The sequence below is a fragment of the Acidovorax sp. LjRoot129 genome (assembly GCF_964253765.1).
Classification (GTDB): domain Bacteria; phylum Pseudomonadota; class Gammaproteobacteria; order Burkholderiales; family Burkholderiaceae_C; genus Acidovorax.
Genome location: NZ_CAXUSE020000001.1, coordinates 4,987,501 through 5,012,376 on the forward strand (window position 1 = coordinate 4,987,501; position 24,876 = coordinate 5,012,376).

The window sequence follows — 24,876 nt, forward strand, 5'->3', positions numbered from 1 at the left end:
CGCCGCCAGATTGCCGCGCACTTCAGTGCCTTGCGGAATCCGCGCCAGGCAGTAAGGGACAGGCTTGCCGCCGATGACGAGCACCCGCTTGTCCCCCTCGGCGATCTCAGGCAGAAACTTCTGCACCATCACGCTTTGCGCGCCATTGCGATTGAGCGTCTCCGTGATGCTGCCGAGGTTGAGCCCGTCTGGCCCCACGCGGAAGATGCCCATGCCACCCATGCCGTCGAGCGGCTTGAGGATGATGTCCCGGTGCTCGGCATGAAAACGCTTGATGTCTTCCGGGTTGCGCGTGACAAGCGTAGGTCCGATGAACTGGGGAAACTCCATGATCGCCAGCTTTTCCGGATGGTCTCGCAAGGCGCTGGGCTTGTTGAACACCTGCGCCCCTTCACGCTCGGCCTGTTCTAGCAGATGGGTGGCATAGAAGTACTCGCTGTCGAACGGCGGGTCCTTGCGCATGAGCACCGCGTCGAACTCCACCAGCGCAGCGGTGCGTTCGGGCTGCGCCTCGTACCAGTGGGTGGTATCGCCAGTCAGGCGGATGTCGATCACCTGCGCCGTCACCTTGCCGCCCCGCTGCCAGGAGATGTGCTGGGGCTCGCAGACCGCCAGCGTGTGCCCGCGCCGCTGCGCCTCGCGCATCATGGCGAAGGTCGTGTCCTTGTAGATCTTGAAGCTGTGCAGGGGGTCGGCGATGAAAAGCAGTTTCATGGTGTCGGATCAGAGAGCGCTAGGGAACACGGCTTGCGCCGCGCCCCTATCTATATAGAGAGACAAACACGGCAACCTCAAAACCTGATCTGTCCACCCGCGCCGCCAGTGGCAACCCGGGCTCGCGTCAGGCACCTCGGGCCGGCGAACGCCTGTACTGTTGCACAAATAACGCGAAGCTGCCCGCGACCACGCCCCAGAAGGCGGACCCCACACCGCCGATCACCACCCCACTGAGCGTGACGAGGAAGGTGATCAGCGCCGCCTCGCGGTGCGACTCGTCGCGAACCGCTGCCGCGAGGCCATTGCCGATGGTGCCCAGCAGGGCCAGCCCCGCAATCGCCACCACCAGCTCCTTGGGAAAGGCCGTCAGCAAACCCGTGATCACCGCGCCGAAAAGGCCAATCAACACATACAGCGCACCGCACGACACCGCGGCCGTGTAGCGCCGGCGGCGGTCTTCGTGCGCCTCGGGGCCCATGCACATGGCGGCGGTGATGGCGCTGAAGCTCAGCGAGAACGCGCCAAAAGGGGCCAGCACCAAGGTAGCGAGGCCTGTGAGCGTGAGAAGGCGAGATATGGGCAGCTCGTACCCCGATGAACGAATCACCGCCACACCTGGCAGGTTCTGCGACGCCATGGTCACCACACAAAGGGGGATGGCCAGGCTGATCACGGCCGACAGGCTGAACTCGGGCGCCGTGAACACCGGCAAGGCCAACTCAAGGCGCACGGCCGACCAGACCATCTGCCCTTGCAGCGCGACAAAAACCACCGCCACCGCAAGGGTGACCACCACCGCGTAGCGCGGCGCGAACTTGCGCGCGAAGAGATACACCACCAGCATGGTCAGCACCAGCGGCAACGCCGTCTGTGCCGCGGCAAACGCCTGCAGGCCAAACCGCGCGAGCACGCCTGCCAACAGGGCCGCAGCGATTTCCATCGGAATGCGGTTCATGGCCCGCTCGAACCAGCCGGTCATGCCCGCCAGTGCCACCAGCACCGCGCTGACCATAAAAGAGCCCACCGCCTCGCCCATGCTGAAGCCGCCTGCAAGCCCCGCCGTGGCCAACACCGCCGCCCCGGGCGTGGACCAGGCGATCATCACGGGCTTGCGCAGCACCAGCGATGGCACCAGTGTGGACAGCCCCATGCCCAGCCCCAGCGCCCAAATCCAGGAGGTGATTTGCGCCGGCGTGGCGCCAAAGGCCTGCGCGGCCTGGAAAACAATAGCCACCGAGCTGGTGAAGCCCACCAGCACCGCCACGAAGCCTGCGGTGAAGGCCGACAGGCTCAGGTCTTTGAAAAATTGCATGGGCTGGATTCTGGCACCGCGCCAGCGCCGCAACCTCTGACAACGCCTTCAAACCGCCCGCGGATCAACTGCTATAGTTTTTATAGCTATAAACGCTTTATAGACAAGCGCTGGAGCCCAAAAAGACTTGGATATTGATCAGATTTCAATCTTCGAACCTAGCTCCACGACCGCATTGTTCGGGAGGTGCAGGAAGTCCGCCGCGCCGCTCGCGTTGTGGTGCATCTGGGCAAACAGCTTTTCGCGCCAGGGCGCCATGCCACCACCCATGGTAGGGATGACCGTGTCGCGCGACAGGAAGTAGCTCGTGGTCATGGGCTCCAGTTCGCAGCCCCGGCCGCGTAGCAGCTCCAGCGCGCGCGGCAGATCCGGGTCGTTCTTGAATCCGTAGTGGATAACCACCTGCCAGCAGTCATGGCCGAGCGGCTCTACCTGCAGCCGCTTGTCGAGCCCGATCCACGGCGTCTCATGGTTGTGCACGGTGACGAACAGGTTCTGCTGGTGCAGCACCTTGTTGTGCTTGAGGTTGTGCAGCAGCGCGTTGGGCACCGCACCGGCCTCGGCAGTAAGGAACACCGCGGTGCCTTCCACTCGGGTGGGTGGGCTCACGAACACCGATTCCAGAAAATCCTTGAGGTCGATCGCATCGGCACGCAGCTTGTCGTTGAGCAGGCGGCGCCCTTCCTTCCAGGTCATCATCAAGGCGAACACGATGCCGCCAATCAACAGTGGGAACCAGCCACCCTGGAACAACTTGAGCAGGTTGGAGGCAAAAAACGCCAGGTCCACCACAAAGAAGCAGCCCGTGGCGGCGATGCACAGCGCCAGCGGGTAGCCCCAGCCGTAGCGGATCACGAAGAACGTGAGCGTGGTGGTGATCAGCATGTCGAGCGTGACGGCAATGCCATAGGCGGCGGCCAGATTGCTGGACGAGCGGAACATCACCACCGCCAGCACGATGGCGGCAAACAGACCCCAGTTGACCAGCGGCATGTAGATCTGGCCCGTGTCGCGCACGCTGGTGTGCTGGATGTTCAGGCGCGGCAGGTAGCCCAGCTGGATCGCCTGCTTGGTGACGCTGAACGCGCCGGTGATCAGCGCCTGCGACGCGATCACCGTGGCCATGGTGGCCATGATGACCAGCGGGATCAACGCCCAGTCGGGCGCCATCATGTAGAACGGGTTCTTGACGGCTTCGGGCTCGGCCAGCAGCAGCGCGCCCTGGCCAAAGTAATTGAGCGTGAGGGCCGGCATGGCCACACAAAACCAGGCCAGGCGAATGGGCCGTTTGCCAAAGTGGCCGAGGTCGGCGTACAGCGCTTCGGCACCGGTCACGCACAGCACCACAGCACCCAGGATGATGAAGCTCGTGCCCGGGTTGGCCCACATGAAGCGCAGGGCATGGTGCGGGCTCATGGCCCAGAGGATTTCGGGGTGGCCGACGATGTGCGACACCCCCAGCAGCGCGATGCTGATGAACCAGATCAAGGTGATCGGGCCGAAGAACTTGCCGATGCCCCCCGTGCCGCGCTTTTGCACCACAAACAGGCAAAACAGCACCACCAGGGTGATGGGGATCACGTATTGCTTGAAGTGGGGCGAGACGACTTCGAGCCCCTCCACCGCCGACAACACCGAGATGGCCGGGGTGATGACCCCATCGCCGTAGAACAGCGAGGTGCCAAAGATCCCCACCGCCAGCAGCACCCCGCGCAGCCGGGGCTTGTCTTTGACGGCCTGCGAGGCCAGCGCAAGCATGGCTATGAGCCCGCCCTCGCCGTGGTTGTCGGCGCGCAGCACCAGCACCACGTACTTCAGCGAGACGATGACCGTCAGGGTCCAGAAAAAGATGGAAAGAATGCCGTAGATGTTGTCCTGCGTGAACGGCACATGGCCGGACCCGAAGACCTCCTTGACGGCGTACAGCACGCTGGTGCCGATATCGCCATACACAACACCGATGGCGCCCAGCGTGAGCGCTGAGAGCGAGGATTTGGAGCTTTGCACTGACCGCGCCGGCACGTGGGGGCTGCCGGGTTCCGTTACTTTTGGGAACGCTATTGTGCTCCCACGCGGGTGCCGCAGCGCACCAGCGCAGGGCATGTTGCAGCGCAGCAACTTCCCTCTGGCGCGCCCCTGGCAGACGTGGCAGGGAGCCCGCCCAGACGCCACTGGTCGATCTCTTTAGAGGGAAAACCTCATACGAAAGAGCTCCCAGCCGGATCAACCCGAAGTGAGCCCAGGCTTACCGCAACAGCGCAACAGCGCGACGGCAAGTGGGATCGACAGGTGCGTCGACACGCCTCAGTCGTAAACCTCGGCGTCGGGATTGGTGGCTTCCAGCTCGTAGCTGGCCGCCAGCATCGCCAGGCGCGCGACCACGCCGTACATGTAAAAGCGGTTGGGCGCGCTCACCCCCGGGCGCACGCCCGGCTGGGGCATGTGCGTGCTGTGCTCAAACGCCAGCGGCACAAAGCTCGCGCCGGGGGCGTTCAGGTTCTCGTCCACGCCGCGCTCGGCGTGCATGCGATAGAAGCCGCCCACCACGTAGCGGTCCATCATGTAGACCACCGGTTCGGCCACGGCCTCGTGCACGCGCTCCTGCGTCAGCACACCCTCCTGGATGATGAGGTCACTGATCGGCTGGCCGTCCTTGATGATGGCCATCTTGTTCTTGGTCTTGCGGTTCACCGCGTCGAGTTCCTTGGCGTCGCGCACGGTCATGATGCCCATGCCATAGGTGCCGTTGTTCGCCTTGACGATGACGAACGGCTTCTCATTGATGCCGTAATCCTTGTACTTGCGGCGCACCTTGGTCAGCAGGGCGTCGACCGAGGTCTGGAGCTTGTCCATCCCCGTGCCTTCGGTGAAATCCACCCCGTCGCACTGGCTGTACATCGGGTTGATGAGCCAGGGGTCGATGCCCAGCATCTTGCCGAAGCGCTTGGCCACTTCTTCGTAGTTCTTGAAGTGGGTGCTTTTCCTGCGCACGCTCCAGCCGGCATGCAGCGGGGGCAGCAGGTACTGCTCGTGGATGTCTTCCAGGATGCCCGGCGGCCCGGCGGAGAGATCGTTGTTGAGCAGGATGGTGCAGGGGTCGAAGTTCTTGAGGCCCAGCCGGCCCTTGGTGCGCACCACTGGTTCCAGCGTCACGGTGTCGCCATTGGGCAGCTCGATCAGGGTCGATTTCTTGATCTCGGGGCTGATGGAGCCCACGCGCACATTCAGGCCCGCCATGTTGAAGATGCGCTGCAGCTGCACCACGTTGGCCAGGTAGAAGGTGTTGCGCGTGTGGTTCTCCGGGATGATCAAGAGGTTGCGCGCCTCGGGGCAGATCTTCTCGATGGCAGCCATGGCGGCCTGCACTGCCAGGGGCAGCATTTCCTTGGTCAGGTTGTTCCAGCCGCCGGGGTAAAGGTTGGTGTCCACAGGGGCAAGCTTGAAGCCGGCATTGCGGATGTCCACCGAGGTGTAGAACGGCGGCGTGTGCTCCATCCACTCCAGGCGGAACCAGCGCTCGATGGCGGGCATCGAGTCCAGCACACGCTGTTCAAGTTCGTTGATCGGCCCGGTGAGGGCCGTGATGAGATGCGGAACCATAAATGCCCTCGGCAAGCGAATTGCGACGAATTGTAGGGAGTTGGGGCCGCCGCCCGATTTCGCAAGGCGGCGCGCGCTCTTCGCGCTCCTATGCGGCCCTCATACCCCGCTCACACCGCCCTCACGCCACCTCAACGGCGCCAGAACGCAGGCGTCAGCAGCGCCATGAAGCTCAGTATCTCCAGCCGCCCCAGCAGCATGCCGAGCGTACACACCCAGATCTGAAAATCCGTGAGCACGGCGTAATTGGAGGCCGGCCCCACCAGGCCCAGCCCCGGCCCTGCGCAGTTGACGCTGGCCAGCACCACCGAAAACGCGGTGACCGGGTCCAGGTCGGTGAGCAACATCACCATCGACAGCCCAAACACCGTGCCGCCGTACACCAGCATGAAGGCCAGCACCGAGAAGATCACCCGGTTGTCCACCACCGCGTCGCCCAGGCGCACTGGCTGCACGGCGCGCGGGTGCACTAGGCGGTTCATCTCGCGCCGCGCCTGCTTGAGCAGGATGAGCATCCGCACCATCTTGATGCCACCGCCCGTGGAGCCCGCGCTGGTAGCCACCCCCGACAGCAGCAGCATGAACACGGGTGCAAACACCGGCCAGGCCAGGTAATCCACCGTGGCAAAACCCGTGGTGGTGGCCAGAGAGACCGTGTTGAACATGCCGTGGCGCAAAGCGGCAAGCGGCTCGTACACGCCCTTGGCCCACAGCAGCAGCGACACCAGCAGGCCGCCCGCGATCAATGAAAACAGCGTGGCGCGCAACTCGGGATCGCCCCAGAACCCGCCCCAGTGTCCTTTTCTGAGGGCCACGAAATAGAGCGCAAAGTTGCAGCTGGCCACGAGCATGAAAAAGATGCAGATCGCCTCCAGCAGCGGGGACTGGAACTGCCCGAAGCTCGCGTCGTATGAGGACAGCCCGCCCAGGCTGACGGTCGCAAACATGTGCATCAGCGCGTCCAGCGGCTGCATGCCCCCGGCCCAGAACGCCGCCCCGCAGGCCACCGAGAACATCGCGTACACACCCCACAATCCCTTGGCCGTGCCGGTCATGCGCGGCGTGAGCTTGGAATCCTTGAGCGGCCCCGCCGCCTCGGCCTTGAAGAGCTGGCTGCCGCCCACGCCCAGCAGCGGCAACACGGCCACCGCCAGGATCAGGATGCCCATGCCACCCATCCACTGCAAAAAGGTGCGCCACACGTTGATTGACACCGGCAGCGTGTCGAGCCCCGCCAGCACCGTGGAGCCCGTGGTCGTCAGCCCCGACACCGCCTCGAAGTACGCATGGGTGAACGACATCGGCCGCCCAATGTGGTGGCCGGCCAGCATCAGCGGCACCGCGGCCGACAAGGGCAGCAGCAGCCAGACCAGCGACACCAGCATCACGCCGTGGCGCGGCTGCAGCTCTTGCCGGAACAAACGCAGCCGCCACCACAGCCACGCGCCCACGGCCAGCGTGGCCACCATCGCCATGGGGTACACATGCCACACCCCGTCGCGCGTCCACAGCGACACCGCCAGCGGCACGCCCAGCGACAGCGAGAAGATCATGACCAGGATGCCCAGTACGCGCAGGACGGGAAACATGTCCGTCATTGGGTATGCCTTGCCAGGTGATCAGAAGAAAGTGGCGCTCACGCGGAAGAGCTTTTCCACGTCGCGCACCAGCCGCTTGTGCGGCAGGAAGAAGACCACGTGGTCGTTGCTCTCGATGACGGTGGAGCTGCGCGGGATGATGACCTCGGGCTCGCGCAGGTCCTGCACGGCACCCTCGGTGGCATCGGGCAGGCCGCGCACGATCAGGCCCATGTGCACGTCGCGCGGCAGCTGCAGCTCGCTCACCTTGCGGCCGATCACGCGCGAGCTCTTCCTGTCGCCGCGCGCCACGATCTCCAGCGCCTCGGCCACGCCCCGGCGCAGGCTGTGCACCGCCTGCACGTCGCCCTGGCGCACATAGGCCAGCAGCTCGCCCAGCATCGCCTGCGCGGGCGACAGTGCAATGTCGATCTGCGTGCCGTGCATCAGGTCGGCATAGCTGCGCCGGTTGATGAGCGCCAGCACCCGGCTGGCGCCCATGCGCTTGGCCAGCAGGCACGACATGATGTTGTCCTCGTCGTCGTCGGTGAGCGCGAGGAACAGGTCCACCTCTTCGATACCCTCGTCGCCGAGCAAATCCTCGTCGGTGGTGTCGCCCTGCAGCACCAGCACATTGGTGGGCAGGGCCGAGGCCAGCTCCACGCAGCGATCCGCGTGGTCTTCGATGATCTTGATGTTGAAGCGCCCCGGCGACTGCGCCAGCTGCCGCGCCAGGCGCAGCCCCACGCGGCCGCCACCCGCGATCATGATGCGGCGCACGGGTTGGGACGGCTGTGTGCCCGGGCGGTGCAGGGCGCCGAGCACGGCGGCAATGTGCTCCTGCGCGGCCAGCACAAAAACCTCGTCGCCCGGCTCAATGCGGGTGCGGCCATCGCAGGCAATGAAGCGGTCGGGCTCGTCGGCAAAGCGGCGGTAGATGGCCACCATGCGCATCGCCAAGTCGGGGGAGTTCTCGCGCAGATCGCCGATCACCTGGCCCACCATAGGGGCGCCGGCGCGCGCACGCACTGCCACCAGACAGGCACGGCCGCCGGCAAACTCGCGCACCTGCATCGCCTCGGGGTAGTCGATGAGCTTGCCGATGTAGCGGGTGAGCGATTCCTCGGGGCAGATGATGCGATCCACCGCAAAACCCTCGGGGCCCACCAGGCGCTCGTCGCACTCAAGTCCCGTGGAGCGCACACGCGCGATGCGTTTGGGGATGTTGAAGAGCAGCTGTGCCATCTTGCAGCACACGAGGTTGGTCTCGTCCTGCGCGGCGCAGGCGATGAGCAGATCCGTGTCTTGTGCGCCGGCCTCGGCCAGCACGCTCGGCTCGATGCCGCTGCCCACCACGCCGCGCAGGTCGTAGCGCGACTCCAGGTCGCGCAGGCGCTCGGCGTCGGTGTCGATGACGGTGATGTCGTTGCGCTCGGACACCAGGCTGTCGGCCACGCTCTGGCCCACGCGGCCCGCTCCGAGGATGATGATTTTCATGTGTTTTTGGCTGCTACCGCTTGACTATGGTGCGCCAACAGCTATCAAAACAAGAGCAAATCAAGCCCGGACTTCGCCGTCGCCCAGCACCACGTACTTGAGCGACGTTAGCCCCTCCAGCCCCACCGGCCCGCGCGCATGGAATTTGTCGGTGCTGATACCGATCTCGGCGCCCAGCCCGTACTCGAAGCCGTCGGCAAACCGCGTGCTCGTATTCACCATCACGCTGGCCGAATCCACCCCGCGCAAAAAACGCTGGGCGTGCACATGGTTGGTGGTCAGGATGGCGTCGGTGTGGTGGCTCGAATAGCGGTTGATGTGCGCGATCGCCTCGTCCACGCCGGCTACGACCTTCACGCTGATGATGGGTGCAAGGTATTCCTCACTCCAGTCCTTCTCGGTGGCCTGGGCCAGCAGGGCGCCGGGCACGTTCTTCAAGATGGCCAGCGACTCGGTGCAGCCGCGCATCTCCACGCCCTTGGCGGCATACACGGCGCCGATCTTTGGCAAGAAGTCGGCCGCCACACCGCGCGCCACCAGCAGGCCTTCGCTCGCGTTGCAGGGGCTGTACTTGTTCGTCTTGGCGTTATCCGCCACCTTCACCGCCATGGCGATGTCGCAGGGGTCGTCCACATAGGTGTGGCAGTTGCCGTCCAGGTGCTTAATGACTGGCACCTTGGCATCGCGGCTGATGCGCTCGATCAGGCCCTTGCCGCCGCGCGGAATGATCACGTCCACGAACTGCGGCATGGCGATGAGCTGGCCCACGGCCTCGCGGTCGGTGGTCTGCACCAGTTGCACAGCGTCTTGCGGCAGGCCGGCTTCGGCCAGCGCCTGCTGCACCAGCTTGGCCAGGGCCTTGTTCGAATCGATGGCCTCGGAGCCGCCGCGCAGGATGCAGGCGTTGCCGCTCTTGATGGACAGCGACGCGGCCTCGATGGTCACGTTGGGCCGGCTCTCGTAGATCATGCCGAACACGCCGATCGGCACGCGCATCTGGCCCACGCGGATGCCGCTGGGCTGCTGCTTCATGCCCAATATCTCGCCAATGATGTCGGGCATGGCGGCGAGTTGTTCGCAGCCCTCGGCGCAGGTCTCCAGCACCTTGGGGGTCAGCTTCAAGCGGTCCACCATCGGCTCGGCCAGGCCAGCGGTGCGGGCACGGTCCAGGTCCCGGGCGTTGTCGACCTGCAGCGCATCCACGTTCTCGCGCAGCAGGCGGGCCAGCGCCTTGAGCGCTTTGTTTTTGATAGCTGCCGGCGCTTTGGCCATCAGCGCCGAGGCCGTTTTGGACTGCAGGCCGAGGGTGTGCGTGTATTCAGCGACGTTGAGGGCGTTCATCCAGCGATTTTGCCGCACTTGGCCTTGGCCGCTTTTGGCGCGGCGCAGGGCTGCTTTACCCTTGGGCCTTAAAAATTCGTCTGCCGCCGATGACCGACACACCCCAAACCGAACTTGCCACCTTGTCCGAAGCCCTGCAGGCCTTCGCGCGCGGCGACTGCACCGCTGCCCACCTGAGCACCCTGGCCCGCGAGCAAACCACCGCGCTCGCCGCCCTGCCGCCGCGCTACACCGAGGTGCTGCTGAACCTGCTGGACCGCCTGGAATCGAGCGCGTTGTTTTCGGAGGAAAGCTGCTCGTTCAGCCAGAAGGACCTGGTGGCGAGTTTGCAGATGTGGGTGGACAAGGCACGCACAGCGCTGGACGCTGCGTGAACGATTGCTCCTGTTTCGATAGCTACAAGCGCTTGATAGATAAGCGCTAGGGCTATTTTTGGCTTGATACCGGCTTCGTTTGGCAACTCCAGCCGGTGTCGACACACCGTGGAAGCGACGTCGCCACCGATGGTGCCCCCTCACAGGGAGGGCCTCGAAGCTGGCGTCAGAGGGAAGCCGCCTCCCTCACCGCGCCGCTTGCTGCGTCAACCTGCACATCTGAAACGCCAACCGCTGCAGCGCCTGCCAGCCGTTCTGCGGCCAATCGGGCACCTTCAGTCCTTTGACGATGCCGTCCACCGTGTGGGCCGACTGCAGCAGGCGCGCCAGCGCGGCGTCGCTGACCTTGGGCAGTATGCGTTCGTACAGGCGCTCCTTGGCGCCCCAGACGCGGTTTTCGCGCAGTGCCATGGGCAGGGGGCGGCCAGCGTTCATCGCGTCCTTCACGCGCTTGAGGGCGCGGATGTCTTCGGCCAGCGCCCAGTGCACCAGCACTTCCGCCTCGCCCTCGGCCTGCAGGCCGTCGAGCATGCGCTGCACACGCGCGGTCTGGCCCGACAGCACGGACTCGGACAGCTTGAACACGTCGTAGCGCGCCACGTTGAGCACCGCCGCCTCGACCTGGGCCTGGCTCAACTCCCCCGCCGGGTGCAGCAACGCCAGCTTGCTGATCTCCTGGTGCGCGGCCAGCAGGTTGCCCTCCACGCGGTCGGCAAAGAACTGCAGCGTGCGCTGGCCCTCCTCGCCCGCCACCACGCGCTGGCCTTGTGCGGCCAGGCGCTGGGCAATCCACTGCGGCAGCATGCCGCGCTCGATGGTGTCGATCTGGATGGAGGTGCCGTGGCCCTCCAGCGCCGCAAACCAGGCGCCGCTGCGGGTGGCCTTGTCCAGGCGCGGCAGCATCACCAGGGTGAGCGTGCTGTCGTTGCCCCGGGCCGATTCGGCCACCTGCTGCAGCGCCACGCTGCCGTCCTTGCCGGGTTTGCCCGAGGGGATGCGGATCTCCACGATCTGCTTGTCGGCAAACAGGCTCAAAGACCCGCCCGCCGCCAGCACCGCGCTCCAGTCGAAGTGCGCGCCCGCCACGGTGTAGCTGCTGCGCTCGGTGTAGCCCTGGGCCCGCGCCGTGGCCCGAATGGTGTCCGCCGCCTCCTGCTGCAGCAGGGGTTCGTCGCCGTGCAGCACGTACAGCGGCGACAGGCCCTTTTGGAGATGGGTGGGAAGTTGGGCCAGGGCGAGTTGCATGCGGCAAAGTTTATCGCCTCGCCCGGACGTGCTTTACCCCCGCAGTATTGGGCGGGAGCGTGTGCAGAGGGCTTTTGCGATGACCTGCGCTGAGGCCACTGCGCAGATCGCCAGCAGCGGCCCTCACATTGCGCAGCCCGCGCGCCCGATTGCGCAGGTGTCTTACTTTGCATTGGCGCCCGCTGCGCAGACAATGCCGCCACCACGGCAGGCCCGACCCGGGCGTGCCGCCCGTTCAGCTCCCCACAAAGGCCTTCGCCCATGACCCCGACCCTCTCCCCTTCCCCGGCGCGTGCCGTCAGCCTCATTGGCGCCCCCACCGACGTGGGCGCGGGCGCACGCGGCGCGTCCATGGGGCCCGAGGCGCTGCGCGTGGCGGGCCTGCAGCCGGCGCTTGAGAGCCATGGCCTCACGGTGGTCGACCGCGGCAACCTCAACGGCCCCGCCAACCCCTGGCAGCCGCCCGAATCGGGCTACCGCCACCTGGCCGAAGTGGTGGCGTGGAACCAGCACGTGTTCGACGCGGTCTCTGCCGAGCTGAAACTCGGCCACCTGCCCATCCTGATGGGCGGCGACCACTGCCTGGGCCTGGGCAGCATCAGCGCCGTGGCGCGCCATTGCCTGGATGTGGGCAAGACCTTGCGCGTGCTGTGGCTTGATGCGCATGCCGACTTCAACACCAGCGCGCTCACCCCCAGCGGCAATGTGCACGGCATGCCCGTGGCCTGCCTGTGTGGCTTTGGCCCGGTCGAGCTCACGCAGCTGGCGGGCATGCCCGGCGGCGCCCCCGCGCTGCGGCCCAACCAGATCCGCCAGATCGGCATCCGCAGCGTGGACGCGGGCGAGAAGCGTTTTGTGCACGAGCAGGGCCTGGAGGTCTTTGACATGCGCTACATCGACGAAGTGGGCATGCGCGCCACCATGCAGCAGGCCCTGGCGGGTGTGGACGAGAACACTCATTTGCACGTGAGCTTCGACGTGGACTTTCTGGACCCGGAGATCGCCCCCGGTGTGGGCACCCTGGTGCCCGGTGGCCCCACCTACCGCGAGGCCCAGCTGTGCATGGAAATGATCGCCGACAGCGGGCGCCTGGCCTCGCTGGACATCGTGGAGGTCAACCCGGCGCTGGATGTGCGCAACCGCACGGCGGTGCTGGCGGTGGACCTGGTGGAGTCGCTGTTTGGCAAGAGCACGCTGGTCAGGCGATCGATATGAGGCGATCCCCCTGAGCGGCTGCGCCGCTTCCCCCTTCTCTCGAATCGCTGCGCGATTCGGGAAGGGGGACATGCCCTCGCTGCGGGGCGGCCCTTGCTAGGCATCCTTCGCGTTGGGGGCGCGCCAGTTTTTACGGGCAGGGGCAACACAGCAATTCCGGGCGGTCAGCACTGCACAAATGGACGCTCACATTGAAATGCAAGCTTATTGAGCCTTCGCGTGGGGCGTGCCGTTTTGTTTTTATAGCAGGGCCTAAATACAGAACCAAACCCTGTCCGCGCCGAGGCGCTGCAGTTCAGAAAAGGCTCAAAGCCGCACGACCGCCAAGCGGCGCAACAGCTGCTGCACGATGTCCGTGCGCATGTTGCGGTAGAGCAGTGCCTCTTCCGCTTCCTTGGCCAGGGCAATGGTTTCGTTGTAGCTGATGTCGCGCTGCTGCAGGATTTCCGTCTCGGGGATCAACTCGGTGCCGGCCAGGGTGCGCAGGCGGAACTTCACGCGCAGGCGCAGCTGCAGTTCGCGCACCTGGCCCGACGCGCTTTGGCCTACCACCACGCGCTCTTGCTGCTCTTGCAGCAGGTCCATGATGGCCTGGGCCGTGGTCATGCCGGCAGCATCGCGCAGCACCCGGAGGTTGCCGCCCGAGCCGGCCAGCGTGCGCTCCAGTTCGCGCGCCAGTGGCGAGCTGGGGGGCGCGGCGATGTAGAGCGTCTCAAAGCCGAACTCCGGCACGCCCCGCAGGCGAAAGCCGCAGCCTGCCAGCAAGGCAACGGGGGCGAAGGTCAGCAGCGTGCGTCTTTGCATATCAGTTTTCCATTGCGTTCACGCGACCACAGCCCTGAAGCTGGCGCGGCCCAGGCCAAAAGCGCATTGGAGCGCCATGGCACTGTTGGGGCGGGCCACCGGCGCCGCGCCCTGTCTCCGCGCTCGGCGCGAGAGACGGGAAACGGCGCAGAGCCCACGGGTTTCGGCCCACTAGATCACCACGTTCACCAGGCGGCCCGGCACGATGATCACGCGCTTGGGGGCTGCGCCCGCCGCCTGTGCGGTGAAGGCAACGCTTGCCAGCGCCACGCGCTCGATCTCGGCTTTGTCGGCCTGGGCCGGCACGTGGATGGAGCCACGCAGCTTGCCGTTGACCTGCAGCATGAGTTCGATCTCGTCCTGCACCAGCGCGCTGGCGTCGACCTGCGGCCAGGCCGCGTCGAGCAGGTCGCCCAGGTGGTTGGAGTAGCCCAGGCTGCTCCACAGGGTGTGGGCGATGTGCGGCGTGGCGGGGTACAGCACGCGCAGCAGTATGCCGAAGCCTTCGATCAGCGCGACCTGGGCGCCGGCGGAGTCGGCGGCCTTGAAGTCCTCCAGCGCATTGATCATCTTCATCGCGCCGGAGACCACGGTGTTGTACTGCATGCGCTGGTAGTCGTAGTCCACCTGCTTGAGCACGTTGTGGATTTCCAGGCGCAACGCCTTGGCCTCTTTGCCAAATTCAACGTCTTTTAGGCTGCTAGCGCTTGCTACGCTTGCACTGGCTGCTTCCATATCCATAGCAGACAGCTTGAAGCCGAAGTTCCACACGCGGCGCAGGAAGCGGTAGCTGCCTTCCACCGCGGCGTCGTTCCACTCCAGCGTGGCCTCGGGCGGGGCGGTGAACATGGTGTACAGGCGGGCCGTGTCGGCGCCGTACTTGGCGATCAGGTCCTGCGGGTCGACGCCGTTGCGCTCGGTCTTGCCCATCTTGCCGACACCGCCGTATTCCAGCACCAGGCCTTGCGGGTACGGGCCTTCGGCCTCGGTCAGCTTGCCACCCACGATGCGGCCCTGCGCATCGAGCACCTGCGTGACGGCCTCGGGCGGGAAGTAGTTCTTGCCGCCCTTTTCATCGCGCCAGTAGTAGATGTGGTTGAGCACCATGCCCTGCGTGAGCAGTTGCGCAAAGGGCTCGTCCACCGTCACCAGGCCCAGGTCGCGCATGACCTTGGTCCAGAAGCGCGCGTACAGCAAGTGCAGGATGGCGTGCTCGATGCCGCCGATGTACTGGTCCATGCCGGCGCCGCCGGTGGCCGACTTCTGGTCGCGCATCCAGTAGGCCGTGCCTTCGCCCACCATGGCACCGCTGTTCTTCGGGTCGCAATACCGCATGAAGTACCACGAGCTGTCCACGAAGGTGTCCATGGTGTCCGTCTCGCGGCGCGCGGCCTTGCCGCACACGGGGCAGGTCACGCCGGCATGGAAGCCCTCGTGCTTGTGAAGCGGGTTGCCGGAGCCGTCGGGGATGCAGTCCTGCGGCAGCACGACGGGCAGGTCCTTCTCGGGCACGGGCACGGCGCCGTGCTCCTCGCAGTGGATGATCGGGATCGGCGTGCCCCAGTAGCGCTGGCGGCTCACGCCCCAGTCGCGCAGGCGCCAGGTGGTCTTCTTCTCGCCCAGGCCCTTGAGTTCGAGCGCATGGGCCACGGCGTTCACGGCGTCCTTGAAGGACAGGCCGCTGAAGCTGTCGGAGTTGATGGTCACGCCGCGCTGCTTGTCGCCGTACCAGTCTTGCCACTGGTGGTAGTTGAAGCTCTCGCCGTCGACCAACACGACCTGCTTGATCTCGATGCCGTACTTGAGGGCAAAGGCGAAGTCGCGCTCGTCGTGCGCGGGCACGCCCATCACGGCGCCATCGCCATAGCTCATCAGCACGTAGTTGCCGACCCAGACCTCGACCTGCTCGTCGGTCAGCGGATGGGTGACGAACAGGCCGGTGCGCAGGCCCTTCTTCTCTTGCGTGGCGAGCTCGGCTTCGGTGGTGCCGCCGTTCTTGCATTCTTCGATGAAGGCTGCGAGCGCAGGGTTGCTCTTGGCGGCATGCGCGGCCAGCGGGTGCTCGGGCGCCACGGCGCAGAACGTCACGCCCATGATGGTGTCGGCGCGCGTGGTGAACACGTACATCTTGCCGTCGCCGATCAGCGCGCCGTCGTCGCCGCGAACGTCGTGCGTGAACGCAAAGCGCACGCCTTCGCTCTTGCCGATCCAGTTCTCCTGCATCAGCTTCACGCGCTCGGGCCAGCCGGCCAGCTTGTCGCCGGTCACGAAGTCGAGCAGCTCGTCGGCGTAGTCGGTGATCTTGAGGTAGTAGCCCGGGATCTCGCGCTTTTCGACCGTGGCGCCGGTGCGCCAGCCCTTGCCGTCGATGACCTGCTCATTGGCCAGCACGGTCTGGTCCACCGGGTCCCAGTTCACGACCTGGGTCTTGCGGTAGGCAATGCCCTTGTCCAGCATCTTCAAAAACAGCCACTGGTTCCACTGGTAGTACTCGGGGTCGCAGGTGGCGATCTCGCGGCTCCAGTCGATGGCCAGGCCCATGGCCTGCATCTGCTGCTTCATGTACGCGATGTTCTCGTACGTCCACTTGGCGGGCGGCACGCCGTTCTTGAGTGCCGCGTTTTCGGCCGGCAGGCCAAAAGCGTCCCAGCCCATGGGCATCAGCACGTTGTGACCATTCATGCGCAGATAGCGCGCGAGCATGTCGTTGATGGTGTAGTTGCGCACATGGCCCATGTGCAGCTTGCCGCTGGGGTAGGGCAGCATCGAGCAGGCGTAGAACTTCTTCTTGCTCGTATCTTCCGTCACCCGGTAGGCGTCGGTGGCGGTCCAGTGGTCGTGCGCGGCGCGTTCGACGTCTTGGGGAGAATATTTGTCTTGCATGGGGGCTCGGGGTGAGAGGGGGGTGCAGCCGCGTGCTGCGCTGCGCGGATTTTAGGCGGTCATGCGCCCAGGGTTGCCGCGCGCGGCCCACCGCACGGGGCGCGCGCCGTGCGGTGGGCGATCCGAGGGCGTATGTACGATCTTTTCAGGGGGTGCTGGGCGGCTGCGTGGCGCGGGCTGGACCACTGCTGGGCGCAGGCTCGGCCACAAAGCCGATGCGCTGCAGGCCCGCCAGGTGTGCGGCGCCCATGACTTCGACCACCCTGCCGTAAGGTACTGCGGCGTCGGCCCGCAGCTGCACCTCGGTGTCGGGCCGTTCGGCGCCGATGCGGCGCAGGCGCTCGGCCAGCGCGGCCTGCCCCAGGGGCTGGTCATCCAGATAGGCCTGGCCCTGGGCATCAACCACCAGCGTGACGAATTGCGGCGCAGTGCCCGGCACGGCCCCGTCGCTGCGCGGCAGGTCCAACCGGATGGAGCTGGCCAGCAGCGGCGCAGTCAGGATGAAGATGACCACCAGCACCAGCATGACGTCTACGAGCGGCGTCATGTTGATGTCGCTCATGGGCTGGGGCCCGGTGGTGCGCTCGAGCCTGCCAAAACTCATGCCCGCATGCTCCCCGCTGCGTGGGGTTCGCCGCCGCCCAAGGGGCGGCTTTCCGTGGCGCCGGCCGTGCTCTGGGGGTGCGCCGTGTCGATGAGCAGTTCGCGCAGGTCGCGCGCAAAACCTTCCAGGTCGGCCTCGATGCGCCCGATCAGGCGACCGAAGACGTTGTAGGCCAACACGGCCGGGATGGCGACAGCCAGGCCCGCAGCCGTCATCACCAGCGCCTCGCCCACGGGGCCCGACAGCCGGTCGATGGTGATCTGCCCTGCCCCGGCCATGGCCGTGAGCGCATGGTAGATGCCCCACACGGTGCCGAGCAGACCGACAAAGGGGGCGGTGGAGCCCACGGTGGCCAGCATCACCTGGCCAAACTGCAGCCGCCCCAGCACGCGGTGCAAGGCGTCGCGCAGGACGCGCGTGAGCTGCTGCGACAGGCTGCCCTGTGTGGCCAGGCTGCGGGGGGCGGCGGAGCCTGCTTCGGACCCTGGGGGATTTGCTATTGAATTTGCAGCAACCACCAAAGGAAGGACCAGCACCTCCCGGTCAAAAGACTCCAAACGCTGCGCCGCCAGGGTAAGCGACGGCGCCTGCCAGAACGCGGCCGTGCAACGCGCCACGTCGGCGCTGGCGCGGCGCATGAGGCGCAGCTTCCAGACGATGACAACCCAGCTCGCCACCGACATGGCCAGGAGCAGCAGCGCGGTGCTTTGCGTCACCGCATCGCCCTGTCGCCACCAGTGCAGAGCGTCCATGGTGCTATTGCGCCCGGGGTGTCAGTGCAGATCGAGCACGTCGAACATGTCGAACATGCCCGTCGTGCGGCCCACCAGGAAACGCACCGCGCGCAGGCTGCCCTGTGCGTAGCCTGAGCGGTTGGAGGACTTGTGCGAGATCTCGATGCGCTCGCCCACGCCGGCAAACAGCACGGTGTGGTCGCCCACGATGTCACCGCCGCGGATGGCCGCGAAACCAATGCTCGACGGGTCGCGCTCGCCGGTCACGCCTTCGCGGGCGAACACAGCGCAGTCCTTGAGGTTGCGGCCCATGGCCTCGGCGATGACTTCGCCCATCTTGAGCGCGGTGCCCGAGGGCGCATCCACCTTGTGGCGGTGGTGTGCCTCGATGATCTCGATGTCGTAGCCGCTGGACATGGCCTTGGCCGCCATCTCCAGCAGCTTGAGCGTGACGTTCACGCCCACGCTCATGTTGGGCGCCATCACGATGGAGGTGCGCTGCGCGTGGGCCGCGATCTCGGCCTTTTGCGCATCCGAGAAACCCGTGGTGCCGATGACGGCCTTCACGCCCAGCTCGCTGCACACGGCCAGGTGGGCCAGCGTGCCTTCGGGGCGGGTGAAGTCGATGAGCACATCGGCGTTCTTGAGGCCTGCTGCGATGTCGGCGGTGATGGCCACGCCGCTGGCGTGCCCAAGGAATGCCGTGGCATCCGAGCCAATGCCCGGGCTTGCGGGCACGTCCATGGCGCCCGCGAGCACCAGGTCGTCAGTGGCGCGGATGGCTTCGATGAGCATGCGGCCCATGCGGCCGGACGCGCCCGCCACGGCCACACGGCAAGGGGCGGTGGCGCCAGCGGGTGTCAATGTCCCAGTCATGAGAGTCCTGTACGTTGGTGCAGCGCAGGCCGTGCCGCGCGCTGCAGTTGCCAGTCTGGTCAGCGCGCAGGCGATTCCAGAGGCGGGTAACTGACGGAGCCGGGCTCCAGGGGTGCCGCGGTGGGCGGCGTGGTGGGGCGTGCCGACGCAGGGAAACGGGCCAATTGCTCGGGCGTGGCTTCGAGCGCGGGCACCTTGCCCTTGGCACCTTTGGAGCCCAGCGTGGCCACGAACTCGGTCTCGGTGGGCATGGTGTCGCCTTCGGAGCGCTCGAGCGCATCGCCCTTGAAGAACACGGTCAGCTTGCGCGTCTGCACTTCTTCGCCAGGGCGTTTGAGTGTGAACACGTATTCCCAGCGGTCGGCATGGAACAGGCTGGTGAGCAGCGGCGTGCCCAGGATTTCGCGCACTTGCTGGCGGCTCATGCCGGGCTGCAAGGCCTCAACCTGCTCGCGCGACACGAAATTGCCTTGGACAACGTCAATCTTGTACGGGGTGACGATATTGGCGATGCGGGTGCTGGCGCCGTTGAAGCTACCGCACCCGGCCAGGGTGGCCACGCCGGCACCGATCAACAGGACCAGGCCCAGGCGGGCGCTGCAAGTGGCTTTGACGGGCATGGATAAAAGGGCAGAGGATATGATCGCCCCATTGTAGCGGCAGGCCCTTTGGACACCAGGCCAAGCCGGCATTCCGAAAGACCAGCCATGACCAACATCGACGAACTCAAAAGCACGGGACTCAAGGCCACGCTGCCCCGCCTGAAAATTCTGGAAATCTTCCAGAAGGGCGGCCAACGCCACATGACGGCCGAAGACGTGTTCCGGGTGCTGCTCGAAGAACGGTCGGACATCGGCCTGGCCACCGTCTACCGGGTGCTCACCCAGTTCGAGCAGGCCAGCATCCTGATCCGCAGCAACTTTGAAAGCGGCAAGGCGGTGTACGAGCTCAACGAAGGCCAGCACCACGACCATTTCGTGTGCACCTCGTGTGGCAAGGTGGAAGAGTTCTACGACCCTGAGATTGAAAAGCGCCAGCAGGCGGTGGCCAAGGCCAAGGGCTGGCTGGTGCAGGATCACACGATGGCGCTGTACGGCCAGTGCGCCGATTGCGCTAAAAAATAAGCCCCCCTGAGTCGCCTTCGGCGCCTTCCCCCGAGGGGGACGCACCCGGTGGCCCGGCAAAGCCGGTTCCACGGGTGCGCTGGCGTCGGGGGCGCGCCAGTTTTTACGGACTGGGTCGCAAATGGGTCGTGGCGCTCAGGCTTGAGGCTTGAGGCTTGATGCCTTCGCGCTGGGGGTAGGACGTACCCGTGATCCGCGAATCCCAGGGCAATGTTCGGTAGGCCGAGGCACGCTGACCAGGCACAATTTGAATCAAAACAGGCCCTAGCGCTTATCCATCAAGCGCATGCAGCTACTAAATCAATAGCAAGCTAGCCTAGCCGCCGGTGTCGCGCTCCATGGCGCGGCGGTGGCGCTCCACGAATTCCTGGTAGGTATCGATGCCGCGCAGCTGCAGGATGGTGTTGCGCACGGCGGCTTCGACCAGCACGGCGATGTTGCGGCCAGCCACCACCTGAATCACCACCTTGAGCACGGGCACGCCGAGCACGTCCTGTGTGAGCGGCTCGTACGGCAGGCGCTCGTAGTCGCGCTCCAGCGTTTCCTTGCGCACCAGATGCACGATGAGCTTGAGGCGCATCTTGCGGCGCACGGCGGTCTCGCCAAAGATCGCGCGGATATCGAGCAGGCCGATGCCGCGCACTTCCAGCAGGTTTTGCAGGAGCTCCGGGCACTTGCCTTCGATGGTGGTCTGGTTGATGCGGTACAGGTCCACCGCATCGTCGGCCACGAGGCCGTTGCCGCGGGAGATGAGTTCGAGCCCCAGCTCGCTCTTGCCCAGGCCAGATTCACCCGTGATCAGCACCCCCAGCCCCAGGATGTCCATGAACACGCCGTGCATCGTGGTGCGGTCGGCAAAATGCTTGGACAAATAAGCACGCAGCACGTCGATGACAAACGCCGAGGACTCGTGCGTCGAAAACATCGGGATCTGCGCGCGCTCGCACATCGATACCAGGGCGTCGGGCGCGGTCTGGTTGTCGGCCAGCACCAGCACTGGCGGCTCCAGGGTCACGATGCGGGCGATGCGGCGCTTGCAGTCGTCGGGTGAGGCGCTGCTCAGGTAAGCGATTTCGCGCTCGCCCAGGATCTGAACCCGATAGGGGTGGATGTAGTTGAGGTAGCCGACGAGATCGGCGCCAGAGCGTGCGGACCGTACGGCGACTTCATCGAAGCGGCGCTCGGAGGCCCCCAGGCCTGCCACCCATTCCCACTTCAGGGGGCCGCGGAATTCCTCGAACAGGACATCGGCACTGACAACATTGGGTTTCACGGCGTACGCGGCTGGCGGTGGAGGTTTGCAGCGCCGGGGGCGGCTCAGGCGGTCTGCGTGGACTGCCAGCCTGCAATCATTCCGTGCAGCTCGGCGGCATCGGTGCAGGACTTGAGTCTTTCGCGCAGCGCGGAATCGCTCAGCAGTTCTGCGATCTCGGAGAGGATCTCAAGGTGTTTTTGGGTGGCGGCTTCGGGCACCAGCAGAAAAATCAGCAGCCCCACAGGTTGCTCATCCGGCGCATCGAAGCCGATGGGCTGCAGCAACTGAAACACCGCCGCCATGGGGGCCTTGAGCCCCTTGATCCGGCCGTGGGGAATGGCCACGCCATGGCCGAGGCCGGTAGAGCCCAGCCGCTCGCGGGCAAACAGGCTGTCGGTGATCAGCGCACGCGAGAGGGCGTGCTGGCTCTCGAACAGGAGACCCGCTTCTTCAAAAGCACGCTTCTTGCTGGTGGCGTCGACGCTCACGAGCACTTGAGCGGAAGGCAGGATGGAGGCGAGTCGGTTCATGGTCAAGGGTAACAATTATGCACATGTTGGCGAAAACCCTGATGGAAAGGCAACAGGCAACAAAAAAACCGCCCAGTGGGCGGCTGCGATGCCAGGCTCAGGGCTGGCGCATCACGCGTGCAGTTCGCGCTTGGCGGCTTCGTGATGATGGTCCTGCAGGCGATCCTTGTGGCGCACGACTTGGCGATCCATTTTGTCGACCAGCTCATCCACCGCAGCGTACAGGTCCGAGTGGGAACTTTCGGCAAAGAGGTCGTTGCCCTTCACGTGGATGTTGCATTCCGCTCGCTGTCTCTTTTCCTTTTCCTTTTGCTTCTCTACCGTCAGCAGTACCTTGACATCGACAACCTGGTCAAAATGGCGGGTGATCCGATCTAGCTTGGTGGTGACGTAACTGCGCAAGGCGGGGGTAACTTCGAGATGGTGACCGCTGATCGTCAAGTTCATAAATAAGTCTCCTGTAGCACTCTCAGTGGAAAATGCCGCCCTGGATCAGAGAAGCGGCTCGGGAACCTGGATGCATCCGTCAACGTGAGTTCACTATGCCCCTGCCCTCCCCGAAAAGCAATCCCATACCGACCTTCGCCGCTGGGTTATGGCCGCGCAGGTGCCAAGCGCCCCAAAAGGGCGCACAATGGAAAAGTCAGCCCCGAGCCGGCTAGCGCGCAGCCCGTGCAGGGACTGCAGCCCTTGTAGACACGCTCAGCGCGCCGACGGTGTCGCACCATGCAGCGTGAGGCGCCCCACCACCACCATCGACAGCACACTGGCTGTGATGCCCACCGCGGCGGACATCCAGTAGTTCTGCACCATCCCCTGCGCATCCCGGCTGATCAATAACCCGCCCACCAGCGATGCCACGCCCATGGCCGCCGATTGGACGGAGGCGTTCAAGGTCATGAAGGTGCCGCGCACCGAGGGCTGCGCGGCGGACGAGATGATGGCCATGCCCGGAATCATGCGGCCGCTCATGAGCGCAAACATCAGCGTCGACACGGCCAGCACGCCCCACAGCGGCACGCCGCGCACCAGCGTGATGCCCATCAGCGGAAACGCTCCCGCCACGGCCAGGCAGCGGAACACCAGCACCTTGCCCCAGCGGTCCGTGAGCACGCCAAACAGGCGCGCCGTGAACAGCGTGACCACCCCGCCGCACAGGTAGACCAGCGGAATCTGGTCGGGCCGCACGCCCGCATTGGCCTGCATGTAGATCGTGATGTAGGGGATGACCGTGAAGCCGGTGAACATGATCAACCCCGAGAACAGAAACGCCCACCGATGGTTGGGGTCCCGCAGCACCTGGGCGATGCCGCCAAAGACCGTGCGGCCACGGGCGGCATGCACATGGGCCGTCATCGTTGGCATGGTGCTGGCGGCCAGCACGGCCAATATGCCCACCAGCACCGCGATGGCGATGAACGGCAGGTGCCAGCCACCGTAGTCGGCCAGCAGCAAGCCCAGCGGCACACCCGCTACGGTGGACAGCGAAAACGAGGTCATCACAATGCCCATGGCCCGGCCGCGCCGCTCGAACGGCACCACATCGGCCACGATGGTCTGCGACAGGGCCGACAGCACCCCGCCGAATGCGCCGGCCAGCACCCGCGCCACCATGAGCGTGAGGTACGTGGGCGCAAGGCCGCAGGCCAGCGTCGCCAGGCCGAACAAGACATACAGCGTCAGCAGCAAACGCTTGCGGCCAAAGCGGTCGATGTAGGTGGACGCAAGAAGCCCCGAGGCACCGGCCGACAGCGTATACGCCGACACCAGCAAGCCGAACTGCGCATCGCTGATGCCGAACAGCTGCGTCAACTGCGGCCCCAGCGGCATCATGATCATGAAGTCCAGGATGTGCGTGAACTGGATGCCGGCCAGGGTCAGCAGCAGCCACAGCTCGCGCCGGGGTGTGAGTGCGGGAGCGGGAGAAACCGGGGCGGTGGCTGGGGATGGTGCGGGCGAGGAAGATGCCACAGAAAGTCGCGCGGGGCGGCCAGGTGAAACGGGCCGCACAGTGTGCCGCAACGTGGTGAAACAAGCGAGTCATTCGGTATGCGCCGTGAGCCGCAGAGTCTGCAATTGGCAGCTTGGACGCACCTCCGTCCAAGACAGTCGTCCCGGCCAGCCTTGGCCTTGGCGCGTAAAATCCGCAGGTTGCGCGGAATGCTCCCGCATCTCCCCACGTTGTAAGTTTCACCGGCCTGCCCGTGGCGGACACGACATGATCGACCGCCCCCACCGAACCATGACCCAGCCCAGCTCCACCGCCCTGCACACCTCCGCCCTCACGTCGCTGCCTTTGCTGGCCCGCGGCAAGGTGCGCGACAACTACGCCGTGGGCGATGACCGCATCCTGATGGTGGCCAGCGACCGCCTGTCGGCGTTCGACGTGATCATGGGCGAGCCCATCCCCGGCAAAGGCGAGCTGCTCACGCAAATGGCGCTGTTCTGGTTCGACAAGCTGGGCTACATCTGCCCCAACCACCTCACGGGCGACGCACCGGAGAGCGTGGTCAGCGCCGAAGAGGTGGCGCAGGTGCGCGGCCGCTCAATGCTGGTTCAGCGCCTGAAGCCCATCCCGGTCGAAGCTGTGGTGCGTGGCTACTTGGCTGGTAGCGGCTGGAAGGAATACCAAGAATCCCGCGCGGTTTGTGGCGTGCCCCTGCCCGAAGGACTGACCAACGCCGCCAAGCTGCCCGCCCCCATCTACACGCCTGCGGCCAAGGCCGCCGCGGGCGAGCACGACGAGAACATCACGTTCGAGCGCACCGTGGAGATGATTGGCCTGGACTTAGCCACGCGCATCCGCGACTTGAGCATTGCCATCTACGAGGCGGCGGCCGCGATTGCTTTACGCAAGGGCATGATCATTGCGGACACGAAATTCGAGTTCGGCCTGGCACCGGACGGCGCGCTTGTGCTGATGGACGAGGTGCTGACCCCCGACAGCTCGCGCTACTGGCCGGTCGAAGGCTACGCCGACGCGCTGGCCCGCGGCGAAAACCCCCCGAGCTACGACAAGCAGTTCGTGCGCGACTGGCTGGAACAGGCCCAGGTCAACGGCAAGCCCTGGGACAAGACGGCCCCCGCGCCCCGCCTGCCGCGCGATGTGATCGAGAAGACGGCGGCCAAATACCGCGAGGCGCTGGAGCGCCTGGCAGCGCAGTAACTGGAACCTGGGGCGCGCTGGA

22 protein-coding genes (1 of these 22 only partly in view) are annotated in these 24,876 nt (G+C 65.5%); 4 read left to right on the forward strand and 18 right to left on the reverse strand.

Features of this window, described 5'->3' with window-relative positions; all coding sequences use genetic code 11:
* The 7 genes from gshB to ACSQ3Q_RS22855 form a co-directional block, all read right to left on the reverse strand.
* Positions 1 to 714, reverse strand: partial view of a glutathione synthase gene (gene gshB / locus ACSQ3Q_RS22825; RefSeq protein WP_436136587.1) — the 5' portion only. The gene continues 246 nt to the left of window position 1, outside the view; 714 of the gene's 960 nt are visible here — the first part of the coding sequence; its start codon is at positions 712 to 714; its stop codon lies off the left edge, out of view.
* A 127-nt stretch (positions 715 to 841) separates the two neighbouring features.
* On the reverse strand, positions 842 to 2,029 hold the full coding sequence (locus tag ACSQ3Q_RS22830) for a benzoate/H(+) symporter BenE family transporter (protein WP_436136588.1): 1,188 nt from the start codon (positions 2,027 to 2,029) through the stop codon (positions 842 to 844).
* 138 nt (positions 2,030 to 2,167) lie between these two features.
* Positions 2,168 to 4,036 carry a potassium transporter Kup gene (locus ACSQ3Q_RS22835; RefSeq protein ID WP_436136589.1) on the reverse strand — a complete coding sequence of 623 codons (1,869 nt, stop codon included), beginning with the start codon at positions 4,034 to 4,036 and terminating at the stop codon, positions 2,168 to 2,170.
* A 297-nt stretch (positions 4,037 to 4,333) separates the two neighbouring features.
* Entirely contained in the window at positions 4,334 to 5,629 is a 1,296-nt protein-coding gene (gene gshA / locus ACSQ3Q_RS22840) for a glutamate--cysteine ligase (protein ID WP_436136590.1), read from the reverse strand.
* A 131-nt stretch (positions 5,630 to 5,760) separates the two neighbouring features.
* Positions 5,761 to 7,227 (reverse strand): TrkH family potassium uptake protein, encoded by a 1,467-nt coding sequence (locus ACSQ3Q_RS22845; RefSeq protein WP_436136591.1) that lies wholly within the window; start codon positions 7,225 to 7,227, stop codon positions 5,761 to 5,763.
* 21 nt (positions 7,228 to 7,248) lie between these two features.
* On the reverse strand, positions 7,249 to 8,703 hold the full coding sequence (trkA, locus tag ACSQ3Q_RS22850; protein ID WP_436136592.1) for a Trk system potassium transporter TrkA: 1,455 nt from the start codon (positions 8,701 to 8,703) through the stop codon (positions 7,249 to 7,251).
* Between the two features lie 60 nt (positions 8,704 to 8,763).
* Positions 8,764 to 10,044, reverse strand: coding sequence for a glutamate-5-semialdehyde dehydrogenase (locus ACSQ3Q_RS22855; RefSeq protein WP_436136593.1), 1,281 nt, complete (start codon positions 10,042 to 10,044; stop codon positions 8,764 to 8,766).
* Between the two features lie 89 nt (positions 10,045 to 10,133).
* Between ACSQ3Q_RS22855 and ACSQ3Q_RS22860 the strand changes: the two genes are divergently transcribed.
* Entirely contained in the window at positions 10,134 to 10,418 is a 285-nt protein-coding gene (locus ACSQ3Q_RS22860; RefSeq protein ID WP_436136594.1) for a hypothetical protein, read from the forward strand.
* 186 nt (positions 10,419 to 10,604) lie between these two features.
* Here ACSQ3Q_RS22860 and holA read toward each other — a convergent pair whose 3' ends face one another.
* Positions 10,605 to 11,663, reverse strand: coding sequence for a DNA polymerase III subunit delta (gene holA, locus ACSQ3Q_RS22865; protein WP_436136595.1), 1,059 nt, complete (start codon positions 11,661 to 11,663; stop codon positions 10,605 to 10,607).
* A 261-nt stretch (positions 11,664 to 11,924) separates the two neighbouring features.
* Between holA and rocF the strand changes: the two genes are divergently transcribed.
* Complete coding sequence (rocF, locus tag ACSQ3Q_RS22870; protein ID WP_436136596.1) at positions 11,925 to 12,878, forward strand: arginase; 954 nt, start codon at positions 11,925 to 11,927, stop codon at positions 12,876 to 12,878.
* 306 nt (positions 12,879 to 13,184) lie between these two features.
* Here rocF and ACSQ3Q_RS22875 read toward each other — a convergent pair whose 3' ends face one another.
* From ACSQ3Q_RS22875 to ACSQ3Q_RS22900, 6 genes are all read right to left on the reverse strand, one after another.
* Positions 13,185 to 13,682 carry an LPS assembly lipoprotein LptE gene (locus tag ACSQ3Q_RS22875; protein WP_436136597.1) on the reverse strand — a complete coding sequence of 166 codons (498 nt, stop codon included), beginning with the start codon at positions 13,680 to 13,682 and terminating at the stop codon, positions 13,185 to 13,187.
* Positions 13,683 to 13,853: 171 nt separating this feature from the next.
* Positions 13,854 to 16,565: a leucine--tRNA ligase gene (leuS, locus tag ACSQ3Q_RS22880; RefSeq protein WP_436136598.1), complete on the reverse strand. Its 2,712-nt coding sequence runs from the start codon at positions 16,563 to 16,565 to the stop codon at positions 13,854 to 13,856.
* A gap of 145 nt (positions 16,566 to 16,710) precedes the next feature.
* A complete protein-coding gene (locus ACSQ3Q_RS22885; RefSeq protein ID WP_436136599.1) occupies positions 16,711 to 17,169 on the reverse strand; it encodes an ExbD/TolR family protein in 459 nt (152 codons plus the stop codon).
* Positions 17,166 to 17,921: a MotA/TolQ/ExbB proton channel family protein gene (locus tag ACSQ3Q_RS22890; RefSeq protein ID WP_436136600.1), complete on the reverse strand. Its 756-nt coding sequence runs from the start codon at positions 17,919 to 17,921 to the stop codon at positions 17,166 to 17,168. Before ACSQ3Q_RS22890 ends, ACSQ3Q_RS22885 begins: the two co-directional genes overlap by 4 nt.
* Before the next feature lie 21 nt (positions 17,922 to 17,942).
* Positions 17,943 to 18,779 carry a 4-hydroxy-tetrahydrodipicolinate reductase gene (gene dapB, locus ACSQ3Q_RS22895; RefSeq protein ID WP_436136601.1) on the reverse strand — a complete coding sequence of 279 codons (837 nt, stop codon included), beginning with the start codon at positions 18,777 to 18,779 and terminating at the stop codon, positions 17,943 to 17,945.
* 59 nt (positions 18,780 to 18,838) lie between these two features.
* Positions 18,839 to 19,399 carry an outer membrane protein assembly factor BamE gene (locus ACSQ3Q_RS22900; RefSeq protein ID WP_436136602.1) on the reverse strand — a complete coding sequence of 187 codons (561 nt, stop codon included), beginning with the start codon at positions 19,397 to 19,399 and terminating at the stop codon, positions 18,839 to 18,841.
* A gap of 87 nt (positions 19,400 to 19,486) precedes the next feature.
* Here ACSQ3Q_RS22900 and fur point away from each other — a divergent pair, with 87 nt between their 5' ends.
* Positions 19,487 to 19,903 carry a ferric iron uptake transcriptional regulator gene (fur, locus tag ACSQ3Q_RS22905; protein ID WP_436136603.1) on the forward strand — a complete coding sequence of 139 codons (417 nt, stop codon included), beginning with the start codon at positions 19,487 to 19,489 and terminating at the stop codon, positions 19,901 to 19,903.
* 316 nt (positions 19,904 to 20,219) lie between these two features.
* Here the strand turns inward: fur and hprK are convergent, their stop codons facing one another.
* The 4 genes from hprK to ACSQ3Q_RS22925 form a co-directional block, all read right to left on the reverse strand.
* Entirely contained in the window at positions 20,220 to 21,176 is a 957-nt protein-coding gene (gene hprK, locus ACSQ3Q_RS22910) for an HPr(Ser) kinase/phosphatase (protein WP_436136604.1), read from the reverse strand.
* 44 nt (positions 21,177 to 21,220) lie between these two features.
* Positions 21,221 to 21,688 (reverse strand): PTS sugar transporter subunit IIA, encoded by a 468-nt coding sequence (locus tag ACSQ3Q_RS22915; RefSeq protein WP_436136605.1) that lies wholly within the window; start codon positions 21,686 to 21,688, stop codon positions 21,221 to 21,223.
* Between the two features lie 111 nt (positions 21,689 to 21,799).
* Positions 21,800 to 22,135 carry a ribosome hibernation-promoting factor, HPF/YfiA family gene (hpf, locus tag ACSQ3Q_RS22920; protein ID WP_056411430.1) on the reverse strand — a complete coding sequence of 112 codons (336 nt, stop codon included), beginning with the start codon at positions 22,133 to 22,135 and terminating at the stop codon, positions 21,800 to 21,802.
* 255 nt (positions 22,136 to 22,390) lie between these two features.
* Entirely contained in the window at positions 22,391 to 23,659 is a 1,269-nt protein-coding gene (locus tag ACSQ3Q_RS22925; protein ID WP_436136606.1) for an MFS transporter, read from the reverse strand.
* A gap of 271 nt (positions 23,660 to 23,930) precedes the next feature.
* On the opposite strand from ACSQ3Q_RS22925, the gene ACSQ3Q_RS22930 reads away from it, so the two are divergent.
* On the forward strand, positions 23,931 to 24,854 hold the full coding sequence (locus ACSQ3Q_RS22930) for a phosphoribosylaminoimidazolesuccinocarboxamide synthase (RefSeq protein ID WP_436137060.1): 924 nt from the start codon (positions 23,931 to 23,933) through the stop codon (positions 24,852 to 24,854).
* The last annotated feature ends 22 nt before the right edge of the window (positions 24,855 to 24,876 follow it).